This window comes from Shewanella sp. SR44-3, from assembly GCF_014163735.1.
In the GTDB taxonomy this organism is placed as follows: Bacteria; Pseudomonadota; Gammaproteobacteria; order Enterobacterales; family Shewanellaceae; genus Shewanella.
Genome location: NZ_JACJDV010000038.1, coordinates 1 through 15,504, shown reverse-complemented (window position 1 = coordinate 15,504; position 15,504 = coordinate 1). Strand labels below are relative to the sequence as shown.

At 44.1% G+C, this 15,504-nt stretch carries 13 protein-coding genes; 4 read left to right on the top strand and 9 right to left on the bottom strand.

The window, feature by feature from the left end; all coding sequences use genetic code 11:
- Positions 1-34: 34 nt before the first annotated feature.
- Together H5073_RS14955 and dmeF are read right to left on the bottom strand one after the other, a co-directional pair.
- On the bottom strand, positions 35-1,183 hold the full coding sequence (locus tag H5073_RS14955; protein WP_182680367.1) for a porin: 1,149 nt from the start codon (positions 1,181-1,183) through the stop codon (positions 35-37).
- A 335-nt stretch (positions 1,184-1,518) separates the two neighbouring features.
- A complete protein-coding gene (gene dmeF, locus H5073_RS14950) occupies positions 1,519-2,475 on the bottom strand; it encodes a CDF family Co(II)/Ni(II) efflux transporter DmeF (RefSeq protein WP_182680366.1) in 957 nt (318 codons plus the stop codon).
- Positions 2,476-2,551: 76 nt separating this feature from the next.
- Between dmeF and H5073_RS14945 the strand changes: the two genes are divergently transcribed.
- From H5073_RS14945 to H5073_RS14930, 4 genes are all read left to right on the top strand, one after another.
- The gene (locus H5073_RS14945) at positions 2,552-2,827 is read left to right on the top strand and encodes a metal/formaldehyde-sensitive transcriptional repressor (protein ID WP_011496664.1); all 276 of its coding nucleotides are present in this window, start codon (positions 2,552-2,554) and stop codon (positions 2,825-2,827) included.
- Positions 2,828-2,958: 131 nt separating this feature from the next.
- Positions 2,959-3,552: a LysE family translocator gene (locus tag H5073_RS14940; protein ID WP_182680365.1), complete on the top strand. Its 594-nt coding sequence runs from the start codon at positions 2,959-2,961 to the stop codon at positions 3,550-3,552.
- Positions 3,553-3,663: 111 nt separating this feature from the next.
- Positions 3,664-4,215 (top strand): DUF1415 domain-containing protein, encoded by a 552-nt coding sequence (locus tag H5073_RS14935; protein WP_182680364.1) that lies wholly within the window; start codon positions 3,664-3,666, stop codon positions 4,213-4,215.
- Positions 4,216-4,232: 17 nt separating this feature from the next.
- Positions 4,233-5,156 (top strand): NAD(P)H-hydrate dehydratase, encoded by a 924-nt coding sequence (locus H5073_RS14930; protein WP_182680363.1) that lies wholly within the window; start codon positions 4,233-4,235, stop codon positions 5,154-5,156.
- Here the strand turns inward: H5073_RS14930 and H5073_RS14925 are convergent.
- The 7 genes from H5073_RS14925 to H5073_RS14895 form a co-directional block, all read right to left on the bottom strand.
- A complete protein-coding gene (locus H5073_RS14925; RefSeq protein WP_182680362.1) occupies positions 5,147-5,626 on the bottom strand; it encodes a hypothetical protein in 480 nt (159 codons plus the stop codon). The two genes, H5073_RS14930 and H5073_RS14925, sit on opposite strands and share 10 nt — an antisense overlap.
- Positions 5,627-5,825: 199 nt before the next feature.
- Positions 5,826-6,164: an antibiotic biosynthesis monooxygenase gene (locus H5073_RS14920; RefSeq protein ID WP_182680361.1), complete on the bottom strand. Its 339-nt coding sequence runs from the start codon at positions 6,162-6,164 to the stop codon at positions 5,826-5,828.
- Between the two features lie 67 nt (positions 6,165-6,231).
- On the bottom strand, positions 6,232-7,017 hold the full coding sequence (locus H5073_RS14915; protein ID WP_220488079.1) for a bifunctional 2-polyprenyl-6-hydroxyphenol methylase/3-demethylubiquinol 3-O-methyltransferase UbiG: 786 nt from the start codon (positions 7,015-7,017) through the stop codon (positions 6,232-6,234).
- Positions 7,018-7,143: 126 nt separating this feature from the next.
- A complete protein-coding gene (locus H5073_RS14910) occupies positions 7,144-9,147 on the bottom strand; it encodes a methyl-accepting chemotaxis protein (protein ID WP_182680359.1) in 2,004 nt (667 codons plus the stop codon).
- Between the two features lie 206 nt (positions 9,148-9,353).
- Positions 9,354-11,303, bottom strand: a complete 1,950-nt coding sequence (locus tag H5073_RS14905) for a methyl-accepting chemotaxis protein (RefSeq protein ID WP_182680358.1) — start codon at positions 11,301-11,303, stop codon at positions 9,354-9,356.
- Positions 11,304-11,466: 163 nt separating this feature from the next.
- A complete protein-coding gene (locus H5073_RS14900) occupies positions 11,467-13,059 on the bottom strand; it encodes an ABC-F family ATPase (protein WP_182680357.1) in 1,593 nt (530 codons plus the stop codon).
- Between the two features lie 386 nt (positions 13,060-13,445).
- Positions 13,446-15,362 carry a propionyl-CoA synthetase gene (locus tag H5073_RS14895; protein ID WP_182680356.1) on the bottom strand — a complete coding sequence of 639 codons (1,917 nt, stop codon included), beginning with the start codon at positions 15,360-15,362 and terminating at the stop codon, positions 13,446-13,448.
- Positions 15,363-15,504: the final 142 nt, after the last annotated feature.

Sequence of the window (15,504 nt, the reverse complement as noted above, 5' to 3'; positions counted from 1 at the left end):
TGCGGCTTATTATGACGATTAAATCGCACTTAAATTATAGCGAATAACGCAGACCAATAAGGAAAGCATCATCTTCAGACAATTCCATCGCAGCTTCTTTTTGGCCCTTGAAATCACCTAAGTTTTTAGAAAATTCAGCAAATACCACTGTACTGGTATCAAATAAGTAATGCACGCCAGCGACCATTGATTGACGCTTAAACACATCGCCTTGATACGCCTTGGCATACTCATCCCCAGCTTCAAGTAAGTTATAGGTCAGCATGAAGCGAATACCATTGTCATATTGGTACGCCATGATGGACTCTACCCCTTTGGATTCAGGGATCATGCGGTTTAAGTTGTCTGTGTCATGGAACTGGTTCCAGTTGATGTTAGCGGCGGCATAAAAACCGGCAACATCCCACTGACCGTAAGCAAAACCTAAACCATAGATATAATCAGTTTCATCAAAACTTGTGCCATCAGCGCGGCTACCGTCCACTTGCCCGTAGTTACCGCCAAAGGTCACCAGCCACAGCTCATTAACTTGATACGTCACGCCTAAGCCTGCAGTGTTCGAATAATCAAGGCGGCTCACTTCAAGGGGGTCGTTAGCTTTGTCTAGGGTGACTTTTTCGCTTTTAAGCTGAATTTGCGCTGCAAAAGACACCTCACCTAAGCTATTACGGTATTGCACTATCTTATCGCCGCGACCAGTACCGTTTACTGCGCCGTCAAATTTGTTATAAGTGTACGTCCCCGATGCATTGCCATCGGTAAAGAAGGCTAAGTTAGTGTGGCTAACCACATCGTACCAAGCGCCCCACTGTTTACCTAACGTCAAGGTGCCGTAATCGGCATGAGAAAGACCTGCATAACCTAAACGGTTATACATAAAATCATCTTGAGCAGACTCAAAACTTTCATCACCATTATAGATAACCTTACCTGAACCTACGGGATTGATGCCCCATTCGAGTTTAGCAAAAGCCTGCCAGTCATTTTTTAACTTACGGTCAAAAGCAAAGTTAATTCTTGAGGCACCGTTCGCCACTTCACTGACGCCTTGGGTATCTATTGCACGCACGTCAATCCAGCCACCAATTTTTACGGCGTTAGTATCATCCTTGTATATCTCTATGGCTACGGCTGGGGTTGCCATCAATGCTGAAATCAGTCCTGCTAAATATGCTTGTTTCATTGTGCTACTGCTCTTTTGGTGACATAAACGTAATTGTATTTTTATTACGAATTTGAGTTTCATCGGTTCTACTTTAGAGTAACAAAGCTCAGGATTAACTAGCAAACAAATACAGCAAGACCATTGAAATAAATACAATCAAATGCAATAAAAACAATAAAATAAAACAAAATAAAAACAAAGCAGCTACCTTTTATCCACCTTAAAACCACCAAGCAACATATTTAAAAACAAACCATCATGAAAAATAATTACATCACATAATCACTAACTCAATCACTTAGACATAAAAAAGGATCCCTTAAGGACCCTTTCTTAATTATGGATGAAAACGCTTAATTCATCTCTATTGTGATATGTGACACTTTTGGCAAATGAAGGGCTACCAGTTTTTGATAATATTCACCCTTGTTGTGATAGTGCCCGCTATAAGAACGAAGGGACACAATAGCCGCATTATGACCTTCACTCAGGGTCCAAAGGTGTAAGTCTTCAACCTTAATATCCAAATCTTGCTCGATAATATGCTTCAAGGCAGCAACGCTTGCTGGGGCTTGGGTTTTATCTAGCAGTACTGTGCTGGTTTGCTTAATTAAACCTAAGGCCCATTTACTGATGATCACAGCCCCAACAATCCCCATAAGCGCATCCATCCACAGCCAACCAAAGTAACGCCCTGCAAACAAGGCTAAAATCGCCAATACAGAGGTCAAGGTATCGGCGAGTACGTGAAAATACGCCGCCGACAAATTGTGATCTTTGTGCTCATGCCCATGGCGAGACTGTTCGTGATGCTCGTGATGCTCGTGATGCTCGTCATCATGATGGTGATGCTCATCGTGCAGCACAAACACAGAAATAACATTAACACCTAAACCAATAAAGGCCACCACCAAAGCTTCATCGAAGGCGATAGTTTCTGGAGACCATAAACGATGCAAGGATTCTACCATCATCAATAACGCCACAATCAATAGCGCCACTGCACTGGCAAATCCACCCAAATAATTTACTTTACCTGTGCCGAAACTGAACAGACTGCTATGGCTGTGCTTCCTCGCATAGGCGTAGACGAATATGGTAATTGCAAATGCAGCCGCATGGGTGCCCATATGCCAGCCATCGGCCAGCAAGGCCATGGAGCCTGACCAAGTGCCAACACCAATCTCAGCAAACATGGTAACTAAGGTAATAAAAAACACGATTAGCACCTTAGATTCTTTACCCTTGGTTTCACTAAGGTAATTATGGCTGTGCGCAGTAGAGGTTTGATTAACTTGACTTGTATTCATAGATATTGAGCTTGATTGAGTGTGTGGATACCATTAACATATACTATACCCCAGTATAGATAAGATCAATATTCTCATGTCACACATACATAAAGACAATAAAAAAATCCTGACCCGGGTTCGACGCATCAAGGGCCAAGCTGAAGCACTGGAGAAACTGCTTGAAACTCAGCCTGATTGCAGTCAAGTGTTACAGCAAATCGCAGCCATACGCGGCGCCACCAATGGCCTGATGACTCAAGTGCTAGAAAGCCACATCAGGGAACACTTAGGTGATGCATCCATTAGCGAAAGTGAACGCCAGGGCGAAGTGGAACAAGTGATACAAATCCTTAAAAGCTACCTCAAATAAGCCAAAGGCCCTTACAGATCATTACCGTCATACTATTGACCCTGTTTCTCTGCATTCAGCCACAATATGTCTAGCCATTGCAGCAAATCTGCCAGTAGAATACGCCTCTCACTAAGACTCAGGATCCCGTTATGGAGTTAATACTCGCCATCACCTTGTTCGCCTTCTCATCTGGCATAACCCCAGGGCCAAACAACATCATGTTGATGACTTCAGGAGTAAATTTTGGCATTCGCTCCTCGATACCTCATTTAATCGGTATTTGCTTGGGCTTCCCTTGCATGGTGTTGGCCATTGGACTTGGATTGACCTCAGTGTTTCAAACTTATCCTGTGCTGCACTTAGTCATTAAAGTACTGGGAGTGAGTTACCTGCTTTATCTGTCATGGTTAATCGCCAGAAGCAGCAACAAAATGGAAGGAAGACAGCTGAGCCAACCCCTTAGCTTTATTCAAGCGGCGGCATTTCAATGGGTGAACCCTAAGGGCTGGATCATGGCAGTGGGCGCCATTGCTACTTTTACGGTGCAACATGCCGACATGACACCCCAAGTACTGACAATAGCCATGGTGTTTCTGTGCGTTGCCTTTCCTTGCGCTATGGTGTGGCTTACCTTTGGCGTTGCACTTAAAAGATTACTGAAAAATGAACGACAGCAAAAAATATTTAATGTCACCATGGCATTGTTACTAGTCGTCTCTATTTTACCTATGGTGAGCGCATAAAGGCCCTGCGGCGCCTCGATAAATCACAGAGATTGCTTTATGGGTGTGTTTGCTACATTTTATCAATATAAAGTGAACTCCTGTTTGCCAACTACATTTGAGATAATCGCAATGGTTCAACAAGAACACCAAGATATAATCACTGCCAGCAAAAACTGGGTAAAAAGTGTCATCGTCAAGTACAACATCTGCCCTTTTGCCCGCAAAGAACTCGAACGGGGCAGCATTCGCTATGTTGTGGTAGAGGAAACCAAGCGCAAACAGGTACTGGCAGCGTTAATCAAGGAATGCCAATTTCTAGATGCCAACTCAGAAGCTGAAACCAGTTTATTCATCCTTCCTCGTGGGTTTGAAGGTTTCTACGATTATTTAGACATCGTAGATTTAGCCAATGACGCCCTATTTGAGCATGATTATGAAGGTGTCTACCAATTGGCAAGCTTTCACCCCGATTACTGCTTTGAAGATGAACCCCAAGATAGCCCTGCAAATTTTACTAATCGCTCCCCTTATCCGACCCTGCATATCATTCGCGAGAGCAGCATGGAACAAGCCTTAGCCAGTTATCATGATCCAGAATCAATCCCTGAACGCAATATCGCGTTCGCCAACAAGAAAGGGGCGGCATTCTTTATTAAACTGTTAAGTGAGTGCCACAAATAGCCATAGAGGGATAATCAATGCAAACACTGACATTAACCAACATGTGCGACTTACTCCCTCCTCGGCCTGACGACAGCAATAAAGCCAGTTTCGGCCATGTGCTCAATATAGCCGGCTCAATGAACTATAAAGGCGCGGCTTATCTTTCCAGTTTGTCAGCGTTAAGGGTCGGTGCGGGTTATGTCACACTAGCAAGCAGCCCAAGTGTCTGCCAAAGCGTTAGTCACTTAAGCGCCAACATAGTCACCTTGCCTCTTGAAACTCAAGCATTTTCCTCAGCTCAGGACACAGTGAACCCTGAAATTCTCGCGCCTTCGCAATGTGATGCATTACTAAAGCGGATGTTAAGCAGTACGGCAATCTCCATAGGGCCAGGTCTTGGGCTGATTAATCAAGAGTTAGGCAGTAATCTCGAATTTTTTAGCGCATTACTTAACAAGCTAAAAACAACGCACCTGCCGATAATTTTGGATGCTGACGGATTAAATTATTTGTCAGTGACTCAAGCCCCACTTCCACGCAATTGCTTACTGACTCCGCACCCAAAAGAGTTAGCGCGGCTATTATCTGTCAATGTTGGTGATATTCAACAAAACAGAGCCTTGTATGCAAAAAAAGCGGCTAAAAAATATCATGTCATTGTGGTACTAAAAGGCCATAACACAGTCATCACTGATGGTGAGCTGGTCTTTATCAATCCCACTGGAGGCAGTATCTTAGCTAAAGCTGGCACAGGTGATGTGCTCACTGGAATGATAAGCGGATTTTGTGCTCAGAGCGTGAGCCCCTTGAGCGCGGCTTGTTTAGGGGTCTATTTACATGGCTTGGCAGCTGAATTTGCCGAGAAAGAATTAAGTGCCTACAGCATGCTAGCATCCGAGCTTATTGATTATATTCCTAACGCCATGATTGAAATCTTGAAAGCCAAGCATCAAAACTGATAACCGTGAGCCCCTATCATGCCTGCAAATACTGCAGTTAAGCTCAAACTTAGTAAGATAATGTGCATACCTTGTAACAGCTTAAATGTCCGCTGGCTGTTTTTTACCGCTTGAGCATGAAACCAGCGATGAAGAAACAAGGGCTCTAAAACAAACAAGACTAAGGTAAAAATAGCCCATATAAAAATCATTAAATGCAGCCACCATTGGCTTGGCTCAAATAAGCGCGGCCAAGCATTCGTCATATGAAGCATATAAAATCCCGTGGCTCCTGCAAGTAAAGTCGCAAATTTAGCCTGAAAACTAAACTGGCCTTCTAAGCGCTCAAACTGGGCTAGGCGCTGACTTTCATCCTGATCCCGCCTAAGGGCTGGCAATAGCACTGTGGTCACGAAGGCAACCCCGCCAATCCAAAATACTATAGCTAAAATATGCAAAGCTTTGGCTAGGATAAAATATTGATAATTCAAAAGACTGAACTCACTTAACGAATAAGAATGTCAGTGAATCATGAGCGGCTAATGTAAACAAGCTTAATGGAATAGACTATGAATTGGCTCACATAAATTCATCATTCGCATACCGAATAATACCTATTTTTTTAAAGACAAAAAATGCAAAAAAAAAGCAGTAGCTAAGCTACTGCTAGATAATGATGTTCAGCAAGTATTACTCGCCTTGAGCATCTTGCTCCTCTTGTATTAGCACTTCACTGTGATCTTGGAACACTTCAGCGGTGCGGATACGATAAGATTTGAACATCAAAGGAATGATCCCTGACTCCTCTGCAATGCTGTGAGCCATTTGATTGCGCCATTGAGTGATGGAATCAATATCTTCCCAGAACGACAGACTTAATACTTTGCCGTCATCAGTTAAACTCTGAAAGCGCTCAATAGAGATCAACCCCTGGCGACCTTCTAAGTATTTACGCATCTCTTGGGCCACATGCAAGTATTCACTCTTGCCTTCAACAGTGGGGACAACTTCAAAAATTACTGCGATCATGCTGCTCTCCTGCAAATAATAAGTCAAGATTAACACCTAAACGTGTCATGTTAACAAAATGATTTTACTAAATTTTAGTTCCTTTTATACTGTATACCAGAGGTAAGGCATGAGTGCCAATCCATAGAGAAAATCGTTTGGGTTCCCGCTGTTCTAATCCTTCGAAACAATCATAGGGGCTGAAGGGAAACTCACTGACTTTATCTATCTTAATTCCAGCATCTATGAGCGCGGTAATCACGCGGCTTAACGGGTGTGACCATGATGCCATACTGGCTTCGTGACCTGCGCCATTTTCAGTATAAGTACCTTCATCATAGACATAAGGTGCTGGTGCGTGAAAATAACTTTCACCGGCAAGAAAATCTCGAATGGGATGAAATTCTGCCATATAAAAAATGCCGCCACTTTTAAGACTATTTGCAACAACCTGAGCCCAAGTGTCAATGCAAGGCAACCAGCAAATAGTGCCAAAAGAAGTAAATACAAGATCAAACTCAGTTTTAGCCGTCTCGCCATAGCTGTAGACATCACTACAGATAAACTGTGCATCTAAATTTAAGGCTTGATTCAGCTCGCGCGCTTTCTCAATAGCAGGAGCGGAGAAATCAACCCCTGTCACTTTGGCACCTAAACGTGCCCAAGACAGGCTATCAAGGCCAAAATGACATTGCAGATGAAGCATGCTCTTGCCGCGCACTTCAATTTCGCTAAGTTCAGCGGACTCTATTTCAGTAAGCGAGCTATTGCCTTGCATAAATCCAGGGACATCATAAAATTGAGAGTCGAAATGCACCTTGGCTCTCTCATCCCAAGCCTGTTGATTAAGGCTAAAATACGTACTGTCAGACATTGGCATTGCCATCCTTTTTATAAACTTGGCAAAATGTTAACACTTTGTAGTTAAAAAACAAACCGAGCCAACTGGCCCGGTTCGACTAAGTACAATATGACCTCTGAGATTAACCTTAGCGATGGCTTAACTCATGGTTAGAGTGAACTTTCTGACTTGGGTCGACATTTCACTAGCATTAGACAACAAGTTGTCATTAAGCGCGCTAATGGCACTGGCCACTTCCTGTGTTTGACGATAAACTTCGCTGATCTGCATTGCATTACGATTAACATCTTCGGCAACCATAGATTGCTCATGAGTCGCAGTAGCAATTTGCTCGTTCATGCTATCTATGATTTGCACATGACTGACTATTTGCTGTAATTCAGCGCCAGCATACTCCACTTCTTTAACACTATCACTGGCTTGAACCTGGCCTCGTTCCATAGCTTGCACTGCAAACGCAGCACCAGACTTAAGCTTTTCAGTCATGTTTTTAATATCCATGGTCGATGACTGTGTGCGCTGAGCTAAAGTGCGGACCTCATCGGCGACCACAGCAAAGCCTCGGCCCTGCTCGCCGGCTCGAGCCGCTTCAATCGCTGCATTAAGTGCCAGCAAATTGGTTTGTTCTGAAATACCACTTATCACATCTAAAATGGCAACAATACCGTGAACATCGTTGTCTAAGGTCTTGATAGCGTCTGCGGCCTCACTAATATCAATGGCAAGTTTCTTGATGGCTTCACTGGTTTTATCCACCTCTTGATTACCTTCTACGGCTTCTTTGCTCGCCGCAGCAGAGGCTTCTGATGCTTGCACGGCATTGGCAGCAATTTGCGATACTGTGGCACTCATTTCAGTCATAGCTGAAGCCACTTGATCTGCTTCAGATGAGCCTTGGGACACATCATTTTGCAATTTACTGGCAAAGCCATTCATTTGCTCTACCGCCTGCATCAGTTGAGATGCATTTTGACGCACGGTTGCAATCACTGATTCAAAATCATCCATCATGCCATTAAAGGCCTGTGATAATTGACCAAATTCATCTTGGCTCTGATGGTGAATACGAGTGCTTAAATCAAAATTGTGCCCTGCATGTGTGATTTGGTTGTAGATGGTCTTCAAACTCACATGCAAATATTGAGATACTGTCATACTTAAGAATGAGATTAACGCCACTGTAACGAATAAGATAATAATGGCAGTCCACATGTGGCTGCTTGCTTCAAGCTGCTTTTTACGGGCCATACTGAGTAAATTAGCTCCAAGTTTGCCATCGAACTCTGCCAATAGATTTATCCGTTCACTGGCGGTTTTAAACCAGTCTTGAGAAGATTGAGCCTGTATTTTCAGGCGGTCTTGGGAGAGTGCAAGCCCACGTAAGCGCTCTACCTCTTGCATAGATTGATGCTGAGTTAATAACCGAGTCACATCATCTCGCAAACTTGTCGTTGCTAAGGCCTTAAAACGCTCTAAGTAGGTATTTTGCTCTGACATTAAGGTAATGAAACGCACATACATACCATCTTTAAAGCCTGCTTGACCAAAAGTTGCACTCAAAACTGCACGCTCTATACCTGCACGCTCCTTAAGCTGTAAAAAAGCCCCGAACGCGGCAACCTTGATAGCGAGCTCACGGTTTTTACCCCGACGAGCAATACCGTCCACCACGGCCAGTAAATCACTATTGATATGAGTGTAATAACTCACGGCATCGGCCAATGGCATGCTTAAACTGTCCACTTGCTGACGGGTTTGACTGAGGGTTTGCAAATCTTGGCGTACTTTTGTTACAAACACTAACATGCCTTGAGTTAACTCACTACTATCAACGGTTTGATTAAATAATACTATTTGGCTATCAGTAAGCCGGCGCTGTGCTGGTAGTACATCGGCAAACGCACTGCCATTAGAAGCAATGAAACCAGCACTCATGCCGCGTTCTTTTTGCACTTCATGCACCAGTTTACTGTTCACCACTGCAAGCTCTGTGAGTATGCCGGTTTGCTCAACACTATGGGCTGTTTGATACTTATCAAAGGTATACAAACTGCCATACAGAAATAACGCGACCAAAGGAGGGAGAATGACTAGAACTAATTTCTGGAATACTTTCAAATTGCCTATCCATTGCAATTTCATACTTGTTCTCTCATTTGTTATATATAACGTAGCTAATATATATCTGATTAGCGGCTAATATAGCGGGGACTAAAGCCTAGACTTATCATCTATATCAATATATTAGACAATAGTCACAGTTTAGACCGACAATTGAATAAATTATTCTCTGTTACAGTAACAGCGGCCATGACTAGCCGCCATAATTGTGAGTTATTAATCACTGCTTATTGGGTTTTAAACTGCCCCACTAATTGGGTGAGATTACGTTTCTGAGCATCTAATTGTTGCACCGAGCCTTGGGTTTGGGTTGAGAAATCGGCAATCATCCGCGACATATCTGCAATTTGGTTAATATTTGAATTGAGCTCACCTATCACATTAGATTGCTCCTGAGTCGCCACCGCCACTTGACTGTTTTGGTTAGTAATATTGCCAATATCTTGCACCACTTGCTTTAACGCTTCACTGGCAACACTGGTTTTTTCAAGGCCTGCTGAGGCAAGTTCAGTATTTTTATGCATAGCAGATACGGTTTCTTTAGACTGAGCCTGCAAGTTATCAATGACAGATTTAATTTCTTGGGTCGATTTTTGAGTCCGCGCCGCCAAGGTACGAACTTCATCGGCAACCACAGCAAAACCACGGCCTTGCTCTCCGGCACGAGCCGCTTCAATGGCCGCGTTAAGCGCCAGCAAGTTAGTCTGCTCAGAAATGCCACTAATCACATCCACCACTGAACTGATGGTTAAGGTTTGCGCTGCAAGCTGAGAAATCTTTTCTTGGGTGCTTTCATTGCTCAGATGCAAAGACTGCATCAATTGATTGCATTCAAGCACCCCTTGATTGACCTTGATGATCTTTTGCTGAGTCAATTCAGTGTTTGATGCCGACTCATTGGCTAAATCACTCACAGATTGAATGCTGTGGGTCATTTGCGTTGCTGCTGCGGCAACCGAATCTGATTCTTGTTGCTGTGCATTGACGCAATTATTAATTTCAGTGGACATGCGCCGTATATCATTAAAAGAGTGAGTCATCTGATCTTCTAATATTTTGATATCCACCATGATAGTGCGTACTTTACTGATAATGGCATTAAAACCTTGGGCTAAGGTACCCAATTCATCGCGCCTGTCTTGGTTAAGTTGATGGGTTAAATCGCCACCGGCTTTGGCCATAGTCATCAAGCGCTCACCAATTTCTGTAATGGGTAAGGTAATGCGACTGGCAAGCTTGACCATAACAAGAATAAAGAAAATAACGATAACAAGATTTAAAGCGCTGCTTTTAAATAACGTTGAACGAATGCTCGACATGGGTTCTTCGCTGGGCAATACAGCTAAAATCTTCCAATTGAGCTCAGGGATCCCAACACTGGCGACATACATGTCTTCGCCTTTAATCTTTGTCCGATTAAATGTATAGCTCGCCTCTTTTTTAAGCAGATTATCGGCAATAGCGGAAAAATCGCGATTTTGTTTTAGTTTATTACTGTCTAGTTGCTCTAATGATGGATGGATTATTATTTCACCTGCATCATTAGCAATAAACACATAACCCGTTTCGCCGACTTTATTATGTAAAATACTGCGACTGAGTAATTTTAGGTTATAACCTAAGCCAACCACTCCAATATCATTACCGTTATATGTCACTCGGTAGTTAACGTATGCAGTAATGTCTGTGCTGTCTTTTACAAAGTCGAAAGAAATCTCATAAGGCCTTTGTTCACCAAGAAAGCGATAAAACCAACCGTCAGCGCTATCACTTTTACTCATGGTTTTAAGCAATCCATTATTGGTTAAGTATTTACCAGATGAATTAGATACCCAATAGACGACACTGGCTTGATTTTCTTTTTGAATATAAGCCAAATAATCTATGATTTGGCCTTGGCTAGCATCAGGCTCACCAGCCATAACCCAATCGAGTAAAAACTTGTTTTGACTCATGCCTTTAGAAAGTTCGATTGGGGTACTGAGTTGATAGCGGATCTGGGCTTCTAATTTTGCCAGTTGATTAGGTAGCAAATCTTGCTCAATACTTTTTTCTGCAGAGGTGAAAAATAATGACCTATTAAGTAATGTTGTGGAGACGGCTAAAAATATTAACGCAAAACTAATGATTAAAATTAGCAAATGGCGGATTTTAAAATTTTGCAGATTAAACGTCATTTCACTCACCACACTCAAAATTAAGATAATTTGAGTTTAGCAGAGCTTTTTTCTGTCGCCGAAAATAACTGATTTATTCTGATAGTATTCAAGCTAATGTTAAATTTTAGCCATAAAAAAACCCGCTTGATTAGCGGGTTTTCAATATCACATAAAAGCAGACTTAAGCATCAATGCCTTTACTACGCAGGAACTCATCATAAGTGCCTTTAAAGTCATTAATACCATTGGCCGTCACTTCTAAAATACGGGTGGCTAGTGATGACACAAACGCCCGATCGTGAGAGACAAACATCAAGGTGCCTTCATACATTTCAAGGGCATTGTTCAATGACTCAATTGATTCCATATCCATGTGGTTGGTGGGTTCATCAAGCATCAAGATGTTGGCTTTTTGCATAATGAGTTTGCCGAAATACATACGGCCCTTTTCACCACCAGAAAGCACAGTCACTGATTTTTTAATATCATCAGAACCGAACAACATGCGGCCTAAAATAGCGCGCACTGATTGGTCATCATCTTCAGGTTTACGCCACTGGCTCATCCAATCGAATAAGCTCATGTCATTAGCAAAATCAGCTTCGTGATCCTGAGCGTAATAGCCAATGTTGGCGTTTTCAGACCACTGGATAGTACCTTCATCCTGAGGAATATCATGCACTAAGGTTCGCATTAAGGTGGTTTTACCCACGCCGTTTTCACCTAGAATAGCAATACGCTCACCCACTTCAACCATAAGGTTAAACTGGCTGAATAATGGTTTGTCATAGCCTTTAGCAAGATTTTCCACCACCAAAGCATTGCGGAATAATTTCTTTTCCTGCTCAAAGCGGATAAAAGGGTTCACGCGGCTTGATGCCTTGATATCCTCAAGCTTAATCTTATCGATTTGCTTAGCGCGAGACGTAGCTTGCTTAGCTTTAGAGGCGTTGGCAGAGAAACGTGCGACGAAGGTTTGCAGCTCAGCAATTTGGGCCTTTTTCTTGGCATTATCTGATTGCAGACGCTCGCGAGCCTGAGTTGCAGCCATCATGTATTCATCATAGTTACCAGGATAAACACGTAGCTCACCGTAATCCAAATCTGCCATATGAGTACACACAGAGTTAAGGAAATATCTATCGTGAGAAATAATAACCATGGTGCTATTACGTTGGTTTAGCATGTCTTGCAACCAACGAATGGTGTCTATGTCCAAGTTGTTGGTTGGTTCATCGAGCAATAACAAGTCTGGATCTGAGAACAAGGCTTGAGCTAGCAATACACGTAGCTTAAAACCTGGCGCGATTTGGCTCATTAAGCCGAAATGCTGTTCTGTGCCTATGCCAACACCTAGCAATAAATCACCGGCACGAGATTCTGCGGTATAACCGTCCATCTCGGCAAATTCCATTTCAAGCTCGGAGACCTTGATGCCATCTTCTTCGGTCATTTCTGGCAAAGAATAGATGCGGTCACGCTCCTGCTTCACTTTCCACAACTCTCTGTGGCCCATGATCACGGTATCGACCACGGAAAATTTCTCATAGGCGAACTGATCCTGGTTCAACTTACCCATGCGCTCATTAACATCTAACGACACATTACCGCTCGATGGCTCTAAATCACCGGTCAAAATTTTCATGAATGTGGATTTACCACAACCATTGGCACCGATGAGGCCGTAGCGATTGCCGCCACCAAATTTAACTGAGATGTTTTCAAACAGCGGCTTAGCGCCAAACTGCATGGTAATGTTAGCTGTAGTAATCAAGATGAAATTCCAAATCGAGTTGTGTACGTCATGTAAAACATGTCAAGTCTAGCCGATAAAGTAGCGCTAAACCGAAGGGGAAATATTAAGACGCGATACTATAGGGATTTTTGGACAATTTATCAACTCAAAGCAGTATAAAACCGTGTTTTCACTCCGTCTGGATCAAGTCACTATAGTCAGTCTGCGGGTGGGTTACAGCTCAAGAGCATATCACCCCTTGCACACTGAATTCACACTGTACCTGCGGTGATATTGTCCCTAACAATCAACCCCAAGATAAAATCCTCCGCTTTACTTGATAAATGTTAACGCTTAGAGAGTGATGGAAAGTCATAAAACGCGGCGTGCCCAAGGCCACCGCGTCTCTAAACACAACAAGAGGGTTAATTTAAGGCTTTTGTCATCGCATCGGCGTAGCCCATTTTGATAAGCGCACTGCGTACTATGTCTAAAGATTGGGGATCTTCTATGGTGGCAGGCATAGTAAAAGATTGATTATCAGCGATATTTCTCATCGTCGCCCGCAGTATTTTCCCTGAGCGAGTTTTGGGCAGTTTCTGTACTGCGCTCACTAACTTAAATGACGCTACCGCACCGACTTCTTGGCGTACTAAGGCAAGCAGCTGAGCACACAAGTCCTCTTCTGATAAATCAACCCCATGCTTAAGCACCACCAAGCCCAATGGCAGCTGCCCTTTAAGCTTATCTTGCACCCCAATCACCGCCGCTTCAGCAACTGCGCTATGCTGGCAAAGCACTTCTTCAAAGCGCCCGGTCGATAACCTATGCCCCGCCACATTAATGATGTCGTCGATGCGGCTCATAATAAATAGGTATCCGTCTTCATCAAAATAGCCCGCATCGCCGGTTAAGTAATAGCCTGGATACATAGCTAAATAACTGTCGAGATAGCGTTTATCATTTTGCCACAGTGTGGTTAGGCAGCCTGGCGGCAGCGGCAATTTTATCACCACATTACCACTCTCCCCAGCAGCGACGGGCTTGCCCATGGCGTCCAGCACTTCAACGCAGTAACCGGGCACTGGTTTAGCAGGGGAGCCAGGCTTTATGGCAATGGGCCCCGCCCCCATCATGTTTGATGCTACCGGCCAGCCGGTTTCTGTTTGCCACCAATGGTCAATAACTGGGCGTTTAAGCACATTTCCACTCCAGTTTAAGGTCTCTGGATCGCAGCGCTCCCCCGCTAAAAATACGTGTTTAAGCTGGGTTAGCGTCTCAGGTAGAACCTGTTCCCCTAAAGGGTCTTCACGCTTAATCGCCCGCATGGCAGTGGGAGCGGTAAAAAAGCTTTTCACCTTGTAGCGCTCGATAATGCGCCAAAATGCCCCCGCATCAGGGGTGCCTACGGGTTTACCTTCATACATTATGCTGGCTGCCCCCACCAGCAAAGGCCCGTACACGATATAAGAATGCCCCACTACCCAGCCCACATCGGACGCTGCCCAAAATACGTCACCCGCATCTATGTCATAAATGTGCTTCATCGACCAGGCTATCGCAACGGCATGGCCGCCGTTATCCCGCACCACCCCCTTGGGCTGACCTGTGGTGCCTGAGGTGTATAAAATATAAAGTGGATCTGTAGCATCTAAAGACACACAAGGCGCAGCTTGAGCCATCGCCACTTGGGATTGCCAATCAAGATCCCTTGGCGCTTCAAGGTGTGCACTGCATTGGCTACGCTGTAAAATCACGCAATGTTCCACCTTATGCTCAGCAAAAGCTAACGCGTTATCCAACAGCGGCTTATAGGCAATCACCCCAGATGGCTCGACGCCGCAGGACGCCGACAACACCACTTTAGGCTTAGCATGGTTAATCCTGCTTGCTAGTTCGTTAGCCGCAAAACCACCAAAAACCACAGAATGAATAGCGCCAATGCGCGCACAGGCCAGCATGGCATAAGCCGTTTCAGGCACCATGGGCATGTAAATCACTACCCTATCGCCTTTTTCGACCCCAAGAGACACCAAAAGCCCCGCTAAGCGTTCCACTTGAGCTAACAAAGATTGATAGCTAATTTGCTGCTCCGCGCCTGTTACAGGGCTAATATAATGCAGCGCAATCTGCTCCCCGCGCCCTGCCAGCACATGCCGGTCAACAGCGTTAAAACAAGTATTCAGCTTACCGCCTGCAAACCAGCGATAAAAAGGTGCATTTGTATCATCAAGTATCTTTTGAGGCGCAACATCCCATTCAATGGCTTCGCTGGCATGGCGCCAAAACGCCGCGGGATTGGACATAGACACTTGGTATAAGGTTTCTCCATGGGGACTCATGGCGCTCTCCGCTAGGGGCTAAATGACCTTAATTATGCTGACAAAATAGCCAAAGCCCCATTAGACCAAGGGCTAAGGTGAGCAATGTTGGTATGACGGATGACGGATGACGGATGACGGATGACGGATGACGGATGACGGA